At 63.4% G+C, this 20,636-nt stretch carries 18 protein-coding genes and 1 tRNA gene; 6 read left to right on the top strand and 13 right to left on the bottom strand.

The window, feature by feature from the left end:
* Positions 1-48: 48 nt before the first annotated feature.
* The 5 genes from J0I42_RS05475 to J0I42_RS05460 form a co-directional block, all read right to left on the bottom strand.
* Positions 49-459, bottom strand: a complete 411-nt coding sequence (locus J0I42_RS05475; RefSeq protein WP_291653598.1) for a chemotaxis protein CheW — start codon at positions 457-459, stop codon at positions 49-51.
* Positions 460-530: 71 nt separating this feature from the next.
* Complete coding sequence (locus J0I42_RS05470) at positions 531-2,567, bottom strand: chemotaxis protein CheA (protein ID WP_291653524.1); 2,037 nt, start codon at positions 2,565-2,567, stop codon at positions 531-533.
* Positions 2,564-2,929 (bottom strand): response regulator, encoded by a 366-nt coding sequence (locus J0I42_RS05465; RefSeq protein WP_291653522.1) that lies wholly within the window; start codon positions 2,927-2,929, stop codon positions 2,564-2,566. The genes J0I42_RS05470 and J0I42_RS05465 overlap by 4 nt, the downstream gene beginning before the upstream one ends.
* A gap of 5 nt (positions 2,930-2,934) precedes the next feature.
* The gene (locus tag J0I42_RS23965) at positions 2,935-3,234 is read right to left on the bottom strand and encodes an STAS domain-containing protein (protein WP_366509798.1); all 300 of its coding nucleotides are present in this window, start codon (positions 3,232-3,234) and stop codon (positions 2,935-2,937) included.
* Between the two features lie 167 nt (positions 3,235-3,401).
* Entirely contained in the window at positions 3,402-6,845 is a 3,444-nt protein-coding gene (locus J0I42_RS05460) for an EAL domain-containing protein (protein WP_291653520.1), read from the bottom strand.
* A 660-nt stretch (positions 6,846-7,505) separates the two neighbouring features.
* On the opposite strand from J0I42_RS05460, the gene J0I42_RS05455 reads away from it, so the two are divergent.
* Positions 7,506-8,216 (top strand): Crp/Fnr family transcriptional regulator, encoded by a 711-nt coding sequence (locus J0I42_RS05455; protein ID WP_291653519.1) that lies wholly within the window; start codon positions 7,506-7,508, stop codon positions 8,214-8,216.
* Between the two features lie 453 nt (positions 8,217-8,669).
* On the opposite strand, the gene J0I42_RS05450 is transcribed toward J0I42_RS05455, so the two are convergent.
* The 5 genes from J0I42_RS05450 to J0I42_RS05430 form a co-directional block, all read right to left on the bottom strand.
* Complete coding sequence (locus tag J0I42_RS05450) at positions 8,670-9,644, bottom strand: FAD:protein FMN transferase (protein ID WP_291653517.1); 975 nt, start codon at positions 9,642-9,644, stop codon at positions 8,670-8,672.
* Positions 9,625-11,829 (bottom strand): PepSY domain-containing protein, encoded by a 2,205-nt coding sequence (locus J0I42_RS05445; protein ID WP_291653516.1) that lies wholly within the window; start codon positions 11,827-11,829, stop codon positions 9,625-9,627. Before J0I42_RS05445 ends, J0I42_RS05450 begins: the two co-directional genes overlap by 20 nt.
* A gap of 12 nt (positions 11,830-11,841) precedes the next feature.
* Positions 11,842-12,312 (bottom strand): DUF2271 domain-containing protein, encoded by a 471-nt coding sequence (locus J0I42_RS05440; protein ID WP_291653515.1) that lies wholly within the window; start codon positions 12,310-12,312, stop codon positions 11,842-11,844.
* Positions 12,313-12,580: 268 nt separating this feature from the next.
* Entirely contained in the window at positions 12,581-13,096 is a 516-nt protein-coding gene (locus J0I42_RS05435) for a cytochrome b (protein WP_291653513.1), read from the bottom strand.
* Between the two features lie 61 nt (positions 13,097-13,157).
* Positions 13,158-13,553, bottom strand: a complete 396-nt coding sequence (locus J0I42_RS05430; protein WP_291653511.1) for a PepSY domain-containing protein — start codon at positions 13,551-13,553, stop codon at positions 13,158-13,160.
* A gap of 143 nt (positions 13,554-13,696) precedes the next feature.
* Between J0I42_RS05430 and J0I42_RS05425 the strand changes: the two genes are divergently transcribed.
* Both J0I42_RS05425 and J0I42_RS05420 read left to right on the top strand, forming a co-directional pair.
* Complete coding sequence (locus J0I42_RS05425) at positions 13,697-14,359, top strand: response regulator transcription factor (protein WP_291653510.1); 663 nt, start codon at positions 13,697-13,699, stop codon at positions 14,357-14,359.
* Positions 14,356-15,693 (top strand): sensor histidine kinase, encoded by a 1,338-nt coding sequence (locus J0I42_RS05420; RefSeq protein WP_291653508.1) that lies wholly within the window; start codon positions 14,356-14,358, stop codon positions 15,691-15,693. Before J0I42_RS05425 ends, J0I42_RS05420 begins: the two co-directional genes overlap by 4 nt.
* Before the next feature lie 189 nt (positions 15,694-15,882).
* Here J0I42_RS05420 and J0I42_RS05415 read toward each other — a convergent pair.
* Positions 15,883-15,959: transfer RNA gene (locus tag J0I42_RS05415), tRNA-Arg, on the bottom strand.
* A 28-nt stretch (positions 15,960-15,987) separates the two neighbouring features.
* Between J0I42_RS05415 and J0I42_RS05410 the strand changes: the two genes are divergently transcribed.
* The 3 genes from J0I42_RS05410 (at position 15,988) to J0I42_RS05400 (ending at position 19,222) form a co-directional block, all read left to right on the top strand.
* The gene (locus tag J0I42_RS05410; protein WP_291653506.1) at positions 15,988-16,764 is read left to right on the top strand and encodes a hypothetical protein; all 777 of its coding nucleotides are present in this window, start codon (positions 15,988-15,990) and stop codon (positions 16,762-16,764) included.
* A 4-nt stretch (positions 16,765-16,768) separates the two neighbouring features.
* Positions 16,769-18,253: a M48 family metalloprotease gene (locus tag J0I42_RS05405; RefSeq protein WP_291653504.1), complete on the top strand. Its 1,485-nt coding sequence runs from the start codon at positions 16,769-16,771 to the stop codon at positions 18,251-18,253.
* Positions 18,254-18,352: 99 nt separating this feature from the next.
* Positions 18,353-19,222, top strand: coding sequence for a dienelactone hydrolase family protein (locus J0I42_RS05400; RefSeq protein ID WP_291653502.1), 870 nt, complete (start codon positions 18,353-18,355; stop codon positions 19,220-19,222).
* A 75-nt stretch (positions 19,223-19,297) separates the two neighbouring features.
* Here J0I42_RS05400 and J0I42_RS05395 read toward each other — a convergent pair whose 3' ends face one another.
* On the bottom strand, positions 19,298-19,888 hold the full coding sequence (locus J0I42_RS05395; protein ID WP_291653500.1) for a CarD family transcriptional regulator: 591 nt from the start codon (positions 19,886-19,888) through the stop codon (positions 19,298-19,300).
* 380 nt (positions 19,889-20,268) lie between these two features.
* Complete coding sequence (gene fdxA, locus J0I42_RS05390; RefSeq protein WP_291653498.1) at positions 20,269-20,604, bottom strand: ferredoxin FdxA; 336 nt, start codon at positions 20,602-20,604, stop codon at positions 20,269-20,271.
* Between the last annotated feature and the right edge of the window lie 32 nt (positions 20,605-20,636).

The following is a 20,636-nucleotide window of genomic DNA, read 5'->3' as shown; positions in this document are numbered from 1 at the left end:
CCCCCCGGTAAGCAACGTGAAGGGCCCTTGCGCTGTCCTTACAGCGCCTCAACATAGGATTTCTTCGAGATCGGGAACGATGACGAACTCGTCGTTCCACTTGATGATGGAGCGGATGAATTCGGGCCGCCAATGCAGGCCAAGACGCGGCACCTGCTGCACCTCGGCAGTCGAGATCTCCGTGACCTCGTAGACCTTGTCGGCCATGAGCCCGAGCGCGACGGGGTCGCCGTCGATCTCGATCTCGACGACGACGATCCGGCTTTCGGTGGTGTCCGTGCGTCGAGGCATGCCGAAGCGCAGGCGCAGATCCGCCAGGGGAATGACGTTGCCACGCACATTGATCAGCGCTGGCAGGAATGTTCGCGCGCCCGCGACCCGGGTGGCGGGGACCGGGTCGATGATCTCGCGCACGATGTCGGCCTCGATCGCGAAGATCTCGTTGCCGAGACCCACCATCAGCGCCTGCAGGCGGGTCCCGCTCGAGGCCACGGGGTCCTGAGCGGCGTTGTCCGATGTCTGGAGCTGCGTCATGCCGCCTCCGGCGTCTTATCGTGCTCGGAGCGATTCTGGCCGAGCGAGACGAGTTGGGCGACATCGAGGATCAGGGCCGCCGTGCCATCGCCGAGGATGGTGGCGCCGGAGAACATCGTGACGTCGGCGTGGAGCTTGGAAAGCGATTTGATCACGGTCTGATGGCTGCCGATGATTTGATCGACCACCAGACCGACACGTGTGTCGCCGGTCGTGGTGATGATGATCTTCTGGTGCGGGTCGGCCTCGCCCTCTGCGTCGAAGAGATCGCGCAGCCTCAGGAATGGCACCAGATCGCCGCGAACGTTCAGGAAGCTGCGGCCGCGGGCTCGCGCCTCCTCGGCCGCGGTCAGCTCGACGCATTCCTCGACCGCCGAGAGCGGGATGATGTAGCGGCCCTCGCCGACGCGGATCAGAAGTCCCTCGATGATGGCGAGCGTCAATGGCAGCCGCAGCGTCACGGTGCTGCCATGGCCTGGCACCGTAGCAAGATCGATGGTGCCACGCATCGCCTCGATGGTTCGCTTGACGACATCCATGCCGACACCCCGGCCCGACAAGGCGGAGATCGTTCTGGCGGTCGAGAAGCCGGGGTGAAACAGAAACTGGTGGATCTCGTGCTCGCTCAGGGGAGCGCCCGGCGCGACCAGTCCCTGCTCCTCGGCTTTGGAGCGGATGCGGGCCGTATCCAGTCCAGCGCCGTCGTCCCGGACGGTCACGAGTACCTGCGCGCCGACATAGCGGGCGGCGAGCTCGATGCGCCCCGTTTCCGGCTTGACGGTTCCGGCACGGGCCACGGGCGCCTCGATGCCGTGGTCGATGGCGTTGCGGATCAGGTGGACCAGTGGATCGGCGAGGCGCTCGATCATGGTCTTGTCGAGCTCGGTGTCTTCGCCGGCGGTAACGAAGTCGACCGGCTTGCCGAGATCGCGGGAGAGGTCGTGAACGAGGCGGCGGAAGCGGCCGAAAAGGGAGCCCATCGGCACCATGCGCACGCCCATGGTGGAATCGCGCAGGCCCGATGCCAGCCGTTCGATTTCCTCGGCGATCGACTTGATCGCGAGGTCGGAGCCCGAATTCGCGAGCTGGCTCAGCCTTGCCTGGGCGATGACGAGTTCGCCGACGCGGTCCATCAGTTCGTCGAGGCGCTCCGCCTGGACACGCACCGTCGAGGCCCTGTCCTCGGCGCGGCGGACGTACTCTGCCTTCTCGGCGCCGGCGTGTTCCGGTGAAGCCAAGGTCGGCTCCCTCACCGGGGCCGGGACGACAGCCTCCGCCAGCACCTCGGCCTGCGTTGCCGAAGGCGGAACAGGCTCGTAAGCCGCTGGTTCGAGCGGCATGATGGCGAGCTTTATCTCGTCGCGGACGAACATGAAGACATCCTCGATGTCCTCGCGCGAACAGCCCGCACGGATCTCGATGGTCCAGGAGATCAGGCAGGCCTCCGGATCGAGCGCCTCAAGCTCCGGCACGGCGCCAAGATGGGCGGTGACCTGGCAGGAACCGAGCGCGCGCAGATCGTCGAGCAGGACCAGGGGATTGCTGCCGTTGCGCAGGATATCCGGCTCGAAAGCGATCTCGACCAGCCAGCCATCGGCGCCTGCGGTGGCGGCCTCGTTGGTAGCCGAGGGAGCGCAGATCGCTTGGCTTGCTCCGGCCCCCCCGGCGATCAAGCCCTGGAGCTCCTGGACGATCGCCTCGCCGATGATCGGATCGGTCGCGTCGGGATCGTCGATCAACGTGCGGATATAGTCCTTGGCCGCCAGCGAGATAGTGATGATGTCGCACCCGGCGGCGATCTTGCCTTTGCGGATCAGGTCGAAGGCCGTTTCGAAATCATGGGTAAAGGCGGCGACCCGGTCGAAGCCGAACATCGCACCCGAACCCTTGATGGTATGCAGCGCCCGGAAGGCGGCATCGATCAGCCCGCCATCCTGCGGTGTTTGGCCGAGATCGAGCAGCGCGGCCTCGAGGCTGTCGAGGAGGTCGCTAGCCTCCTGTCGGAAGGTTTCGGCGGGATCGAGCGCCATCATGCGCGCACCAGCTTGGCGACGACGGCGAGCAACTGTTCCGGCTTGAACGGCTTGGTGATCCAGCCCGTCGCGCCGGCGGCCTTGGCCTGCTGCTTCACGCCGTCATCGGATTCGGTAGTGAGGAAGACGATCGGCACCCCGGTGAAGGACGGGAGCGCACGCAGACCACGGATCATCTCCAGCCCGTTCATCACCGGCATGTTCAGATCGGTGATGACCAGGTCGAAGCGCTCTCCCCTGGCCTTGGCCAGCCCCTCCGAGCCATCGCCTGCCTCGACGACGTTGTGGCCGGACGGCGCCAGCACCAGCTTGATCATCTGCCGCATACTGGGGGAATCGTCGACGGTCAGAATTGATGCCATGCCATTCAGACCCCGTTGATGAGAATACTGTCGGGCAGCTGCGCGGGCGGGATGCCGGCGCGCATCAGCGCGGCGCTTAAAGTGCCGGTTACGCCAGAGAGGCGGACATCGAGCCCCTGCGTAATTGCGCTTTTCCGCACGGAGATAAGCAACTGCAGAGCACTAATGTCATAATAGTGAGATCTACTACAGTCGATAATAATACTACTATTTTTTCTATACAAATCAAAAAATATGTTTCGTATTTCTGCAATAGATTGTATCGACATGTTACACGGTAACTCAAAAACCGCCTCTTCTTTCATATCACCACCAATCGATCGATTCGAGTCGCTACGATGAAAAATAATATGTAATATATAATCACATAATAAGAGTATTAAAAAAAATATCTATTAGAGAATAAATACTTAAATAGTCGAATTTCTATAATCTATATCTAATATAATGATACTTAAATATTAAAATATACTTAAGCCGCTTCCTGTTTTGATCGCTTTAATATTTTGGAATTGAAATTCAATTCGACAGATGAGCGAGGACGCGCAAAGAGAAATCCTTGCATGTAGTTGCAGCCCACAGCCCTGAGCAGCGCGGCCTGCTCTTCTCTTTCAACGCCTTCTGCAGTTGTCATGATATTGAGTTCTCTCGACAACCTCGTGATCGCACTGATTATTGCCATACTGCAGTTTTTGCTTGGAATATCCTCGACGAATGATTTGTCTATCTTGATCTTGTCGAACGAGAATTTCTGCAAATAACTCAGAGAAGAGAACCCGATGCCGAAATCATCGAGGACGATACGTGATCCGAGGTTCCGGAGATTCCCTAGGATCTCGAGGTTTTCGGTGGTTTTCTGGAGAAGGACGGATTCTGTAATCTCGAGCTCCAGCCGCCCGGGCAGCAACTTGGACTCAAAGAGAGCGCCCGAAACCAACTCCACGAGATTGCCGCTCTTGAACTGCGCCGGAGAGAGGTTGACCGCGACCTTTATCTCCGGCGGCCAATGGGTCGCATCCGTGCAGGCCTGGCGCAAAACCCATGCTCCAAGCTCCGTGATCACTCCGGTATCCTCGGCGATAGGAATGAATTCTGCAGGCGAAATCAGGCCACGCTGCGGATGGCGCCATCGGATCAGCGCCTCAAACCCGGCGATCTGCTGCGTCCCAGCATGAACGAAGGGCTGATAGTGGAGCTCGAACTGCCGTCGGGAGATCGCAGATCGCAATTCGGATTCGAGGCCGCGGCGGGACCGCGCCTCGATTTCCATCGTCGTCTCGAACAGTCGAAATGCGTTGCGGCCGTCCGCCTTGACCTTGTACAGCGCCAGGTCCGCATTCTTCACAAGTTCCTCGACCGTGCTCCCATCGGTCGGCGCCAGGGCGATCCCGATGCTCGCCCTGATGGTCACCTTGTTTCCGTCGATGTCATAGGGCGCGCTGATCGCGTCGATGATCCTGCTCGCCAGACGCGCTACACATTTCTGCTGATCCTGCTCCGTCCGCTGGATGATGGCGAACTCGTCGCCACCCAGCCGCGCGACCGTGTCGGAGCGACGCGTGCAGGACCGAAGCCGTTGCGCCACCTGCTTGAGGAGATTGTCGCCCGCCGGATGGCCAAGTGAATCGTTGATGTCCTTGAACTTGTCGAGATCCAGCATGTAGACGGCAAATCCTTTGCCTCTCTGCCTCAGGCGCGTGAGCGCCTGCTTCATTTCTTCCGTGAACAGGGTGCGATTGGCGAGGTTGGTCAGGGTGTCGTGGCTGGCGGCATAGGCAACCTGCTTTTCGATACGATGCCGTTCCGTGATGTCCGTGTGCGTTGTCACCCAGCCGCCGTCCGGGACGGGGTGGCGGCTGATTGCGATGGCGCGCCCGTCGTTCAATTCCTCGACTTCGTAAGACGCCTTGAATATCGGTTCCGCACGATCTTCCAGGTAGATCGTGGGATCCCCTCCTGCGTATAGGCCTCTGTCTACGCGGAGTCTGATGATCTCCTGGACAGGCATACCTTCCTTGATGATGTCCGGCGGCAGGCCATACATCCGGGCATATTTTTCGTTGCATAGAACGACCCTTCTGTCGGAGTCGAACATGCATAGGCCTTGATTCATGTTCGCGAGAATGGCCTCCAGCTGAGCGGATTTCCGCTTGGCGTGCCGCTCACTCGTCTGTCTCGCCGCTTCGGCCGCCTTTCGGGCGGTGATGTCCACTCGGATTGCCATATATGCTGCCGGCTTTCCGCGATCATCGAGTCTGGGGATGATCGTCGTGTCGACCCAATACAGGGTGCCGTCTTTGGCTCGGTTGCAGATTTCGCCACGCCAGACGGCTCCGCGAGCGATCGTCCGATACATGTCGCGGAAGAAATCCGCTGAATGCGCACCGGAATTGACGATCCTATGGTCAAACCCGAGAAGCTCGGACCGCTGATAGCCGCTAATGCTGCAGAACTTGTCGTTCACGTAGGTTATGGTGCCATCGATATTGGTTACGGCGAGAATGACCGCCTGATCGAGAGCATACTGACGTAGCGACAATTCATGATTGACCGCCGATTCCCTGATCCGAGACTCGTGTTTTTCCGTTGCGTCCGACAACGTGACGAGGAATGGGCCGTCCTGGTTTACGCCGTCATCGTGACCGATATTGATTTCCAGCCAGCGCGTCTTTCCGTCCGCCGTCAGACACTGCATCTCATGATCTGGCGCTTCTCGGGAAGATGCAGAGGAATCGAAGGCTGGCTCCATCCTGCTGAAGTTGATTCCGCTCTCCAGGAACGAAGCAACCGGTCGGCCAATCGTCGTCTCTGCGGAGTGGCCGAGAATGCGTTCCCACGCGTGGTTGACGAAGGTTATGCGGCCGTCCCCGTCGATCTGCATGACGATCTGCTGAAGTTGATTGACGATGCTCTCGTATTGCCGCGCCTGGCGCCGCAGCCGCCCCTCGCCCGCGGCAATGATCGCGGTGGTGCGGCGCACATAGCGGAATGCCAGGAACGACAGGATGGCAAAGCTGCTGAACTCGATGGCGATTGTCGCCACGAAGCCATTCCACGCGCTCCTTAGGCGGCCTGCCGCGTGCCGGCTGATATCGTCCGCGAACTGGTCCTCCAGAACCTTCAGGCGATCGATCCGCGCTGTCGTTTTCGTCCACCATTCGCCGGCATCGAGACTTTTCGGCAAAAGCGACAGGGGCAGTTCCCGGAAAGCCCGCCGCATCCCTTCGATGGCGCCGCTATCGGCTTCGCGGGCGGCATACGAAACATAGTTGCCCTTAACGGAACCAAGTGCGGCTTTGTGCTCCGACATATGTGCGGCTTCGCGCGCGACGGCATGGACATAGATCTGGTGTAGGTCTGGATCGAAATGGCCGGCCGCAATCAGTGCGCTGCCAGTTGCGCGCTCGATGCCGGCTGCATCTTTCGCGATCATCAAGGCCCGGTATGCCAGCAGGCGCTGCACAAACTCAGCGTCATCAGTGAATGAACTCAGCTCGGCCAGCGCTTCGAATAGGGGAGCGATGGCCTCGCCATATACCCCGACAACATCGATGGGTTTTGCGATCTGACGCTGGACCGCGTCGCGGAACGGGAGCAGCCGGGAGAACGCCACATCGATCGCACCAAGCGGGCCGGCCAGGGAATTCTCCTGATCCGGACCCAATGCATGCCGGGCAGCGTTTTGGTAGGCGGCGAATGCCACGTTTGTGACAGGGAACTGGTTCTTGAGGCGCGCCTCCTGGCTCGAGTCCCGCTGCGAGGCCGCAACGCCGGCAGCAAGGCCGCGTTCCTTCTGCAGTTCATGAACGAAGCTCGAGGCCACCTTGGCGAGCTCGACATGCCCTTGAATCGCTTGGCCTTGTGTAATCTTGCGGTAATGACCGGTTGCGATCCACAGGAGAGGCGCAACCAGCATCAGCAGGGCGACCGCGGCAGGGACCGCCAGGCGCCTTGAGAGCTCTGAACGCGGCATGGGAAATCTGTCTGGCGATTAAGGGGAGAGAAAAAGTATTGTCTATGCCGATTCGGCGAATTATTGAATCAATGACGCTTGCGGTTATATAGTTTTATAATGGAATTTAATATATTGTCGTTTTTATGTATGAATTTGTAGTTCAATTCGTGGGTGAATATTGATTTCTGAAATAGAGTTCGATTTTTACCCCTGATTGTCGGCCCACGGGTTGAAAATGCAGAATTTACCGGAAGTTCGTGGCGCTTTCCGACTGTTTCGACGCCGCCGCTCCCTTGAGCAGCATCCCTCGAGCATGGCTTTGAGCCGGAACAGGAGAGCGTGGCGGAGCAGCCGGGCGCGGCTTGCGCTCGTGCAAAGGGGCGCGCAACGCTGGAGGGCGGGGTCCGCAAAGCTTCACGGCTGCGGGTCTTTTCGGACTCTTCCGGCCTAAGCTGACTCATGAGATAAAGGCTCCGGCGTCGCATTCATCGTCACGTGCAATGTCCATGAGCCGATATGATCGAAACCGAACATGAACTGTACGATATCGTACATAGGCGGAGTTAAAAAAGAGATAAGCTGCCCAAAGGGCACCGAAATCAACCTTTCCGGGAGAACTGCTTGGCGGACAAATTAAAAGGTGATTTCGAGATCCGAAATCGAATACTGCTCTCCCTGCGCCCTGAAGCATGCGCGTATCTGCAGCCTCACCTGATCACAAGACGACTATCGCCGGGCCAGGTCATATACGATAACGAGGCAACCTTTACTCATGCAGTATTTCCCCATGAGGGCGTGATTTCTCTGCAGGCCGAGATGCGTGACAAACGCTGTGTCGAGAAAGCATCGATCGGCTATGAAGGTTTCATCGGCATGGCGCTGGTGATGGGCGGCGGCGGGGCACTCAGTCGATCCACGGTCTTGGTGCCCGGCTATGCCTCCTGGCTTTCCATCGAGAACCTCGATGAGGCCATCGCCCGGTTTCCCTGCGTCCGCAGCGCCATGCTGCGATATGCGAAATGCCTCATCATCCAGCTGCTGGAATCTGTTGCGTGCAACAGCCTCCACAGTGCGGAAGAGCGGATTTCACGTTGGCTTTTGGATGCGCGTGATCGGGTTGTCGGCGATTCCTTTCAACTCACCCAAATCGCGATTTCAGAGGCGCTCGGACTTCGCCGGGCGACCGTCAACGGGGCCTGCTCGCGGTTGATGGAAGAGGGGGCCATCGCGTACGCGCGTGGAAACCTGACCGTGCTGGATCCTGGAATTATAGAGAACCATGCATGCGAGTGTTATGGCCGTATTCGGAGAGCCTTTCAGCGGAATTTTTGATCGTTCTTGCGGAGCATAGGCAAGACAGAAAACCGTCCGCGGCCAGCGTCTTTGAGACGGTTTATGGTGGGCATGAGGGTGAGATTTCGACCTGAAGCCGGCAGGTGCGGGATGTATCCGGGTCGCTCCGGATGACTGTCGTTGGTGGATTTGACGGCCAGCCGCCAGCGCGACGCTCGTCGGCTGGCTAGCCCGGCCGGTGGCCGTCAGCAGGTCGGCGATCTTTACGGCAGCGTCGTCGGCATCCTCTCATCGCCAATCATTATACGATTTCATATAGCGTATAGTTATGAAGTCTGGGCGCTCGTACAAGCCGGCCTCGAACACTCCCGCTGCGGTGTCTGGCCCGCACAACGCGGCCAATCATCTTTCGTCGAACTCAGACATCTGCGGCGACTGTCTGGAGAAGCAGCAGCGCCGCGGCATCGTGACAACCACGCCGCTTCGTGAGGGTCAGCGCACGGCCCGGTTGAGCGGGGCAGCTGTGAACAGGGCACCGACCGCCCGGGACCGGATGGTTTGGCCCTCGCGCATCAGGAACAACGCGTCGAGCCCGAGCCGCCGCGCGAGCTCCGCCCCCTCCCCGGCACCGAGGACCATCAACGCAGTCGCCCAGGCGTCGGCTTCGGCACAGGTCCGCGCCACCACGGTGACCGAGGCTGGCGACCTCGTCAGGGGCGCGCCGCGGCGCGGGTCCATCGTATGCGACAGGCGGCACCCTCCGACGTCCACCCAATGTCGATAGTCGCCGGAAGTCGCCACCGCGGCGTCCTGCAGAACAAGCATCGAATGCGGCGTACGGGAGGTTGGGTCGGGTTTCTCGACGGCGATCGTCCACGGCTCGCCGTCGGGGCGCAGGCCAAGGGCCCGCATCTCGCCGTCGATGCCGACCAGCCCGCTGGTGATGCCGAATGCGCGTAGCGTCTGCGCCAGCCGGTCTACGCCATAGCCCTTGGCGATGCCATTGAGATCGAGGACGATGGGAGCGCTCTTGCGCGCCTCGCCGCCCTCGACATTCAGCTCCAGCACCCCGTATGCGGCCTGTCGCGGGGTTTCAAGCACCTTGCGGATCAGGGCTCGATCTGCGCCGGACGGGCCGAATCCCCAGGCGTCCACGGCGTCGCCCATGCCGATGTCGAAGGCGCCAACGGAGGAGCGGCCGATTTCGAGCGCGATCCGCAGCACCGCCATCAGCCGGTCGGGCACCCCGATCCATCGCCCCACCGGAGCGGCATTGAGGCGCATCAGGTCGCTATCCGGCTTCCAGCTGGACATCTGCCCGTCCACCTCGTCGACCGCAGCCTGAAGCGCGCTGCGAACTGGGGCGGGGTCGAAGGCTCCGGTCGCGTAGAACAGCACGGACCAGCGTGTGCCCATGGTGGATCCGCTCAACGTCTTGCGGGCTGGGTCAGAAGACATCTTCGACATAGCGTCCCTCCGCGCGGAGCTGCGCCGGGGTCAGCCCGATCGGAGCGAGAATGTCGGCGAGCGTGGCGGAGACGCCGGCTGCCATGTCGCGCCCGCCGCACACCATCACCCGCGCGCCCTTGTGAATCATGCGGGCGATCTCCGCACCCTCCCCGCGCAGCGCATCCTGCACGTAGCTGGGTTGCCGTGTGCGCGAACAGGCCGTCGCGAGCCGCTGCAGTTGCCCGTTCCGCCGCCAGCCCTCCAGCTCCTCGCCATAGATAAAGTCGCTCTCGGGATGCCGGATGCCGAAGAACAGGCGGATGGGGCGACGCCGGGCATTGGCCCGGATGAAACCTGCCAGCGGCCCGATGCCCGTTCCGGCCCCGACGAGGATGAGGGGCGTAGCGTCGTGGCCGGCATGGAAGCTGGGGTTCCGCCGCAAGAAGGCGTTGACCGTATCGCCCGGCTGCAGTTCGAAGAGCTGGCCGGAGCAAAGGCCAGCAGGGTGCTTTCTGACGACGATCTCGATGAAACCGTCGCGACAACCCGAGGCCAGCGAGTAGAGCCGGGGAATGGCAGAGCCTTTCGGCAGAACACCGAGGAGATCTCCGGCCACGAAGCGCCCGAAACCGCGACCGGTGAACCGCAGCCAGAATGGCGCCGTCGGCAGCGCAAAGCGCAGGATCGCGGTCGGAGCCTGCACCTCTGCCCCATGATCACGGCGCGAAACCAGCCTCAGCGAGAAAACTGCCGGCAGGACCGGATGATGGACGAGGTTCAGAGGTATCCCCATCGCAGCGCCCAGCGACCGGCTCCAGCGGGCGAAATCCTGCGGCGACTGGCGGTTCACCGTCATGAACGGAACCAGCATGTGCCAGCCCGCCGTCTCCGCCGCACCGGAAACAGCCTGTGCGAAAGCGCAATATCCGGGAAAACTGCTATCGCCGAAGCCGAGAACCGCGAGCGCGGCGGGCGGAGCCCCCGGCAGGGATTTCAGCCGGTCGAGAAATCCGCGCGCAGAGGCAGGCGCATCGCCATTTCCATAGGTCGCGGCCAGGATCAGGACGCGCCGCGCCTGCCGGTAGCGGGCCGGCTCGAAGGTCGACATCGGAGCGGCATGGACAGTTTGCCCGGATGCCGAGAGCGCCGCATGCAGCGTCGCGGCGAAGCCCCATGTGCTGCCGCCCTCGGAACCGACGAGCAGGATCGTCTCGGCGCGCCCGGCGACGACATTACTGCGAATGCGCGGACGGGCAGGCCAGCCCGCGAACCACAGGACGAAGCCCGTCCCGGCCATCGCGGGCACGCCGAGCGCCATGAGGCCGAGGATCAGCCCCAAGGCGGCGGCGCCCCGTCCGGTGTGCAGCATGTAGACGGTTGCCGAGACGCGCTGCCATGCGCTCGGTTCGCTCCAGGTCAGCAGCGCGCCAGTTCCCTGATCGAGATCGCCCATGCCGCGATCCGTCTTAAGCGTGAAAACATCGGCCGCATCCGCCGGATCGGGAAAGGACAGGCTACGCAGCTCGGAAACCGGTGTCCGCTTCAGCATATCCATGTCTGCCACGGGCATCCCCGTCCGGCCGCTTCCCTCGGCCTCGGTCACGGACGAAGACGGCCCGTCGGGCAGGAGGTCGAAGCTCGAGGCCGACATCCACAGGGCTGTGACAGATGACAGAAGCAGGCCGGCAACCGCGACCCGCGCGATCTCGACATGCAGGCGCGCCGCGACTGGCCCACGCAACGGTGAGAACCAGCGCCGCCAGCCGCCAGTCCGCCGCGCGACGAGCACGGCCCCCGAAGCGGACAGCACCAGCATGGCTGCCGCACCGACCGCCGCCAGCATGCGGCCAGCATCACCGAAAAGAAGCGAGCGATGCAGCCTGGTCAACCAGCGCTCGAACGGATCCGGATCCGCAGAGGCGATCTCCCGGCCGCTCGCGGGATCCATGACCGCCGCCCGCGGCACGCCGCTCTCGGACCAGTAGGCGATAATCCGGCCCGAGGGCCTGCGCCTTATCTGTTCGACCTCCGGATGAACCGTCTGGATGCGCTCCGCCAGCTCCGCCGTCGAGAGCGCGGCCGGCTGCACCGAGGAAAGGCGCTCAATGGCCGGGAATAGCGAGAGAAGCGCTCCGCTCAGGCCGAGCACCAGCAGAAGAAGGCCGGCGAGCAGACCCGGCCAGCGATGGACAACACGGATCATGCCGGCCACCGCTCAGAAAGAATAAGCCAAACTCGAGACATAGCGCCGGCCACGGACCGGCGCTTTCGCGCCCGCGCTCGTCAGCGGGATAGCGATCTCGCTCGGACTGTCGCGCATGTCTTCCACGGCGGCATCGACATGCAGAACGTACCCTGCGTCGAAGAGCGCATCAGCCAGATCGAGCGAAATCTCGAGCGTGCGGCCCCCGCCGACGCTGGCACCCGTGATACCGTTGATCTCGGCGGGGTTCCCACCGGTTGCGCGGTGCCAGCCCGACAGGTGCGAGTAGTATTTCGACTTGCGGCCAGCCAGCCACAGGCTGCCGGAATAGGCCCCCTGCGCATTCGTGACATAGAATGCGAGATAGGCACCGTCACCACCATAATTGGCCAGCGTGGTGGTGAGCTTGACCGGTCGCGCCTCGGCAAGACCGGGCAACATGAGCGTCGTGGCCAATGCGATGGCCGGCATGATCTTCTTCATGGTAGCTGGACCTCCTTTTCCCCGGCCCCGAGAACCGCATATTCCGGCCCGTGAGCATCGAGCCGTACCGGCGAGGCCGCGCCCCGCCATCCGGCACGATCAACCTGGGCCCCTGCGCTGACGGCCTCCTGACGCCGTGTCGGTTTTGGCTTCAGCCGGGCGTCAGGAAGAGCCGGGATCGTGCCGAAATGCCGCGCCTCCCTCGTTCTCTCCGCCTCGATCGATGCAGGGAGGGCCGGAGAGGCGAAGGCGCCGACCGTCGGCCTTCTCAGCGCAGGCTCATCCGCCGCAGCGCCCCGTCGCGCAGAACGAACTGGTGCCAGATCGCCATCAGGGCGTGCAGGCCGGCAAGGATGAGGATGAAGGTGCCGCCACTCTCGTGGAGTTCGGCGATCAGACCAGGGCGTCCCTGCACCGGGGTGGCAATGACCGGCAGATGCAGGCCGAAAAAGGGAACGGACACGCCCATGCGCGAAGCGGCGTACCAGCCGGTGAGCGGCAAGGCGACCAGCAGCAGATAGAGCAGCCCATGGCCGAGCCTGGCTCCTATGACGAGCCAGCCATGCTGCGGGCCTGCATCGGGAGCGGGCTGGGCCAGCCTCAGGATCAGACGGGGAACGACCAGAACCAGGACCGCAAGGCCCAGCCAGAAATGCAGCACAGGCGGGTTCCGGACCACTTCACGGCCGCCCTCCGCCGTCAGCCATGCGCCCAGCACAGCGAAGGCCGTCACCCAGTGAATGACGACCAGACTTCTCGAATAGCGCGCAGTTGCGACGGACATGGCCATTTCTCCAGCGTTGGACGAAGGGATGCAGCGTCCCGGGACACGGAGTCCGGCCCGCTCAATTCACCGTGGCTTTCGGCAGCTTGCTGCGGTCGAACAAGGATTTCGGGGACACCGGGGCCAATGGTTCGGCCGCCTCTGTGGTGACGGATGGAGCCCGTTCATGCCGGTGTCCGCCGCTCCGGGTCCGATGCTTTATCTTGACGATCGCCAGAGTGGCAGGATCGATCTTGGCCTTGAAAGGCCGTCCCGTCTCGTCGATGCCCCTGATCTGGTAGCAGCCATCATCGATCCTGAGCCGGTCCACCTGCCAGCCACGGGCCTGCGCCATCGCCTGCACGGCCTCTCGGGGCTGCCACTGTCCGAGGGGTACGTCGCAATCGTCATCAGCCATCGCGGCGCCCGCCCCTGCGACGGCAAGGAGCAGCAGGCCCGCGACGAACAGCTTCACCATGGCATTTGTCCCTGATCAGCGTTCACCTGCCGGAATGATGACAATCTTTCCTGACGCGTAGCTGAAGCGTGAAGGGCACGGCCCTTCAGGAAGCTGACAGGTTCCGCAGGCAACAGGTCTCGGACAGATGGGATTGCGCCTTCATGAGAGTTCTTCTGATCGAGGACGACACGATCCTCGGGGCCGCGGTGCGCGACCATATCGTCGGCGACAACCATTCTGTGGACTGGGTCGGCCGCCTCGACCGAGCCGCCGAGCATCTCGACAGCGCAGCCTATGATCTGGTCCTGCTGGATCTGATGCTTCCCGACGGTCGGGGAATCGCCTTCCTGCGCGAGCTGCGCCGGAAAGGATGCGTGACGCCGGTCATCATCCTGACCGCGCTGGACCAGATCTCCGACCGCATCGAAGGGCTCAATGCGGGAGCGGACGACTACATGACCAAGCCGTTTGACCTCGCGGAACTGTCCGCACGGCTGAATGCGGTGGCACGTCGCTACAGCGGCAATCCCAACCCGCTCGTCGAGATCGGCGGCCTGCAGATCGATTTGGCGGCACGGACGATCATAAAAGGCCGGCGACTTATCGACCTTACCGCGCGCGAATGGGCGCTATTCGAAGCCTTCGTCCAGCGCCCTGGCCAGGTGATGTCCAAGGCCCAGTTGGAAGACCGGCTCTATGCCTTCGGTACCGAAGTCGAAAGTAACACGATCGAGGTCCATGTCAGCCGTCTGCGCAAGAAGCTCGGCCCCGATGCCGTCCACACGGTACGAGGCATCGGCTATCGGCTGGGAAGCGCGCGATGACCGCGCCGAAGAGCCTGCAATGGCGCCTGTCGCTCTGGCTGGGCCTGAGCATCGCGCTGGTCTGGGCAGTGGCCGCCGCGGTGACGACCCAGAATCTGCGCCATCAAATGGATGAGGTCTTCGACAGCGAGCTTGCGGAAACCGGGCAGCGCCTGCTGCCGTTGGCCGTGCGCGACATCATCGGGCGCGACAGCGACGACTCAGCCAGCCAGAGCGTCGCGACAATGCGCGAGCATGACGAGCACTTCACCTATCTGGTGCGGAACGCCGACGGGCAGACGCTGCTGCGCTCGCACAGCGCCGACCCGGCGGTCTTTCCGCCGTTCAGCGGCATGGGCTTCTCCGATACGCCGACACACCGTCTCTATTCGGATGCCGCGTTGCAGGGTACGATCACGATCACCGTCGCCGAGCCGCACGCCCGCCGCCGCGCTGTCGCACGGGATGTGCTCGTCGGCCTGGCCCGCCCGCTCGCCCTGATCGTTCCGCTCAGCCTGATCGGCATATGGGCCGTCGTGCGCCTGTCGACGACGAGCCTGCGGCGCTTTCGCTCCGAGATCGAGCTGCGGGGCGCCGGAGATCTGACCGCGGTCGCCGCCGGCGGCCTGCCCTCGGAAATCCGGCCAGTCGAACAGGCGGTGAACCAGTTACTGGAACGCCTCAGGTGCGCCTTGGAGGCAGAGCGCAGCTTTGCCGCCAACTCGGCGCATGAATTGCGCACGCCGGTAGCGGCCGCGCTGGCACAGACACAAAGACTGATCATCGAAACGACCGATGGTGCCGCACGCAAGCGCGCTCGCGACATTGAAGCCGCCTTGCGAAGGCTCTCCGACCTCTCGGAAAAGCTGATGCAGCTGGCAAAGGCGGAAGGAGGCCGCCTCCATGGTGCCGAGGCGGTCGACACCGGCACGATCCTCCGGATCATCGTGGGTGAACTAACCGCCAACGCAGGCGGCGCCGGGCGGATCAAACTGGCCTTGCCCGACGGTCCAGTGCCGGCCCGCATCGATCCGGATGCGTTCGCGATACTGGCGCGGAACCTGATCGAAAATGCGCTCAAGCACGGCTCGCGTTCCGAACTGGTCTGCGTGACTCTGTCGGTGAATGGCGTGCTCCGCGTCACCAATGGAGGACCCGCCGTGCCGCAAGAGTTGCTCACCCGCCTGCTCAACCCGTTCGAGCGCGGCCGCGCGCAGGCGCAAGGCGCCGGGCTCGGGCTGGCCATCGCGAAAGCGATCGCCACTGGGACTGGTAGCAGCCTCGAACTGCTCTCGCCGAGGGAGGGGCAGGAAGACGGCTTCGAAGCGCGGCTCCGGATTGGCCGGCTGGGCTGATCCCGTCAGAACGGACGCCGGACCACGCTTGCTTCAACGCGCTGCAGCCAATCCCGGCGGCAGCATAACCAAGGCTGAAACCCGCTTTGCCAAAGCCCCAAAACTGTGCGGATCGACCGAGGCAGCCTGGCGATCAGGACCAGGCAGCGCCGCAAGTTGGCATAAGAAAACGATTTCAATGAGATAATTTGGCGTCCCGGAAGGGATTCGAACCCCTGACCTACGGTTTAGGAAACCGTTGCTCTATCCTGCTGAGCTACCGGGACGCACGGAACTCCGTGTAGCATAATCGCGATGCGGGTGAAGTCCCTTCTTGCCATCGTCGTATTCGCAGCCCTTCCCACCATGCCGGCACGGGCCGCATCCGGCTGCGTTCCGGAGGCCGCCCCCGCAGTCACGGCACGATTGACCGGCCTCGACCCTGCCGGAGATCCGCTGCTGGACGACGGCCGCAAGCTTCGGCTCGTCGGTCTCGCGCCGCGTCAGAGCCTGGAGGAGGTATCGCGCTTCGAAACCGGTCTGCGCGACTTCCTTGGGCGCCCGCTCGGCCTCTCCCTTCTCGGAGAGCCCGACCGCTGGGGGCGCCTGCCCGCACGGCTGTCGGTGCCGCCCTCGTCGCCGGGCGCACCGGCGCGGGATCTCGCACAACTGCTCATGCGGCAGGGCGCGGCCCTGCCGATGCCCGAACCCGGCTTATCCCCCTGCGAAGCCTCACCGAAGGCACCCGTTCAGGAATCAGTAACATCTCCACCGCAAGTTTCGCCGCTGACGGCGGTCAATGGCCATGATCTCGCCGCGGTAAAGGCGCAGGAGGGGCGTTACGTCATGCTGGAAGGCCGGATCGCCTCGGTCGGCGAGCGCTCCCAGCGGACCTATCTGAATTTCTCCCGCCGCCCCAAGGAGGCTGCCTCGATCGTCCTGTCGCGCAGCCTCTGGCGCGAACTCAAGAGCGCCGGCTGGACCGCGAGCCATCTCGGCGGTAAACGGCTGCGCGCCTATGGTGTCCTGTCCGGACGCGACGGCCTTCTGCTCGAGGTTGCGTCCGGGGCAGCGCTGGAATTGATCGACTGAGGATATGCTGGAGTCCTGGCGAGCATCGCTTTCGCGACATTCGAAGCGGCTGGCAGCCATCGCGCTGCCCGGACTGCTGCTCGTCGGTTGCCTCGGCGACCAGAGCGTGCTGCTGCCGGCGGGCGGGACCGCCGAAGGCGAGATCGCGCCGCGGATCAGCACGATCCAGCGCGCCTCAGACCAGGAACATCAGCGTCTGCTCGCGGCCTTCGGCGGCGAATACCGCGCACCACGCGCCCGCGCCGCTCTTGACGAGGTCGTGCAGCGCCTCGCCAAGGCCGGAGAAGGCCAGATCGGTCATTACGACATCACCATCCTGAATTCGCCGGTGGTCAACGCCTTCGCCCTGCCCAATGGCCGGCTCTATGTCACGCGCGGCCTGCTGGCACTGGCCAACGACACGTCCGAGATCGCCTCGGTGCTGGCACATGAGATTGCCCATGTCACGGCGCGGCACGCGGTCGAGCGCGCCGAGAAGGAAGCGGAATCGGCGCTGGTCAGCCGGGTCGTATCGCAGGTCTTGAAGGACCCCACGCGCGGCGCGGCAGTCAACGCCGGCTCGAAGCTCTCGCTCGCCAAGTTCTCGCGCCAGCAGGAGCTCACCGCCGACCAGATCAGCGTCCGCAACATCTCACGCGCCGGCTACGATCCCTATGGCGCAAGCCGCTTCCTCGCCACGCTCGGCCGCAACACCGCCTTCCGCAGCAGCGGCCAGAACCAGAGCGCCGACGACAAGCGGCTCGATATCCTATCGAGCCATCCGCAAACCCCGGAACGCATCGCCGCCGTCACCGCCGCCGCCCGCCAGATCGGTGCACCCGGCATCGGCGAGCGCGATGCCAATCGCTGGCTCAATGCGGTCGAGGGCCTGGCGTATGGCGACGATCCGCGTGATGGCGTGGTCCGGGGCCGGCGCTATCTCAACAGCGCGCTGCGCATTGGCTTCAGCGCCCCCGAAGGCTTTGGCCTGGAATCCGCGCAGGACATGGTCATTGGCGTCAGCGCCAATGGCGCACAGGCCCTTCGCTTCGATTCCGTCACGCTGAAAAGCGGCCAGACGCTGGAATCCTATGTCGCCGCCGGCTGGATCGAGGGCGTCGAGACCACCGGCATCGAGAAGACCGAGATCGCCGGCCAGCCTGCGGTGCGCGCCCACGGCCGCGGCACCGACTGGACCTTCAGGCTCGCCGCCGTGCAGATCGGCGACCGGGTCTATCGCTTCATCCTGGCCGCACGCGGTGGCACCGATCCGGAGCGGCAGATGCGCAGCATCGTCGACAGCTTCAGGATCATGACGCCTGCGGAATCGCAGGCCGTCCGCCCGATGCAGATCCGGCTGGTCGCTGCCGAGGCCGGCGACACCATCGCCAGCATGGCCGAGCGCATGCCCGAGCAGGACCGGCCGGGCGAGCTCTTCCAGCTCCTCAACGGGCTCGACCGCAACGCTGCGCTGACGCCCGGCCAGCGCTACAAGGTCGTCGCCGAGTAGACCTCCACCTTCACAAGGCCGCGAGTCCGTCTCACGCCCTCCTGCATCACTCGCGGCCGGCGCTATGATTGCGGAAAGCCATGATCAGGGGAGGCAAGAATGGCGCTCGATCGCCGGATCGTCGAACTCTACGACGAGTACACGCACAAGCCTCTGGACCGTCGCGTCTTCATGAACCGGCTGCTCGCCATCGCCGGCACCGCGGCGGCGGCGGAAGCCGCGCTCGCCCTGCTGGAGCCGAACTACGCTCAGGCTCAGCAGGTCGCACCCGACGATGCCCGCATCACCGCGAGCCGGTTCGACCAGATCTTCGATGGCGTGGCTCTGAAAGGCTATTTGGTCACGCCCAGGGCTGAGGCCAAGCGCGGCGGGGTCCTCGTCATCCACGAGAATCGCGGTCTCAATCCTCATATCGAGGACATCACCCGCCGCATCGCGCTTGAGGGTTTCACCGCGCTCGGCCTCGATTTCCTTACCCCCCTCGGTGGCACGCCCAGCGATCCCGACGCCGCCCGCGCTCTCTTCCCGCAGCTTTCGGTCGAGACGGTCGTCACCCAGGGCCGCGCGGCGCTGAAATACCTGGCCTCGCGGCCGGATGCGACCGGCAGGACAGGCGCGGTCGGCTTCTGCTGGGGCGGCGGCTCGGTCAACGACCTCGCCGTCTCGGTGCCGGAACTCTCGGCGGGCGTGGTCTTCTACGGCCGCTCGCCCGATCTCGCCAAGGTACCGCAGATCAAGGCCCGCCTTCTGATCCAACAGGCCTCGCGCGATACCCGCCTCGTCCAGATGCTGCCAGATTATGAGAAGGCGCTGAAGGCCGCCAATATCCAGTACGAAGCCATCGTCTATCCCGATGTCGACCATGCCTTCATGAATGACACCAGCGCCGAGCGCTACAACGCCGCGACAGCCAAGCAAGCCTGGGCAAGGACGGTGACTTTCCTGAAGGTGGGAACAGGCACGGCGTAGCGATCCCGTTCATCTCAACAAAAAACCCGGCGATTGCCCGCCGGGTTCCTTGCAAATTGCGAAGACTGAAGTCGCTCAGGCAGCTTCTTCCGCCAGGTCGTCATTGTCCCCTTCCAGCTCCGCCTCGGTTTCGGCCTTGCCGGCGCGGCGCGGCGACTTGGCGAGCTGCCCTTCGATCTTCTTGAGCGCCTCGGTCTCGGTGACATCGTCGACCACCGCGATCTCGCGGGTCATGCGATCCAGGGCTGCCTCGTAGAGTTGGCGCTCGGAATAGGACTGCTCGGGCTGCGCCTCGGAACGGTAGAGATCGCGAACCACTTCGGCGATGGCGACGAGATCGCCGGAATTGATCTTCGCTTCATATTCCTGCGCACGACGCGACCACATGGTGCGCTTGACTCGGGCACGGCCGGTGAGCGTGACCAGCGCCTTGGCAACCGACTCGGCGTCGGCAAGCTTGCGCAGGCCGACGCTGGCGGCCTTCGCGGTCGGGACGCGCAGCGTCATCTTGTCCTTGGCAAAGCTGACGACGAACAGTTCCAGCTTGAAACCCGCGACTTCCTGCTCTTCGATCGCCGTGATCTGACCCACGCCATGGGACGGATAGACGACGTACTCGCCCGTCTTGAAACCCTGGCGCACAACAGCTTTCTTCGCAGTGGACATGCCGTTACGACTCCTGACCGGCCCGCTCGGCGCGAGCACGTGATGATCTGGTCCCCGGCCGGGTGGCAGGGGACTTTCCGCCTGATGCGACGCTTGGAAAACGCACCGCTTCACGCTCCCTAGTCGATTGTTTCATTGTGCCCCGGCCAAGAACGACGATCGAAGCCGCCGGCGCCGAAGCCGGCTCTCTCATCGTCTTTGATCTCTTGGGGGCGCCCCGATTGCTGGAATCTCGCAGGGACATGCGGAACGACTTCGACTGGGACTAGCTTGTAACACAAAAAACACGCCGAATCAAAGGTAAACGCCGGGCGGCGCTCCCCTGCAACGGCATGGCGAGGTCTTGGTTAATGCAGCGCGGCCGGCAAATGCCGGTCGGATCAGTCGCCTTCACCCGGTTCCGGCGAGAGCATTTCGAGCTTGCCGGGGACGCCATCGAACGCCTTGGCGTCGGCCGGCGGATCCTTCTTCTGGGTGATGTTGGGCCAGCTCGCCGCGAACTTGCCGTTGAGCTGCAGCCAGCTTTCGAGACCCGGTTCCGTGTCGGGCTTGATCGCTTCGGCCGGGCATTCCGGCTCGCAGACGCCGCAATCGATGCACTCGTCGGGATGGATGACGAGCATGTTCTCGCCTTCATAGAAGCAGTCGACCGGGCAGACCTCGACGCAATCCATATACTTGCACTTGATGCAGTTCTCGGTGACCACATAGGTCATGGGCCGGCCCTTCCAACACTTCTAAACAGCCC

Source organism: Allobosea sp., from assembly GCF_017308015.1.
Lineage (GTDB): Bacteria > Pseudomonadota > Alphaproteobacteria > Rhizobiales > Beijerinckiaceae > Allobosea.
This window is presented reverse-complemented; position numbering and strand designations above follow the sequence as displayed.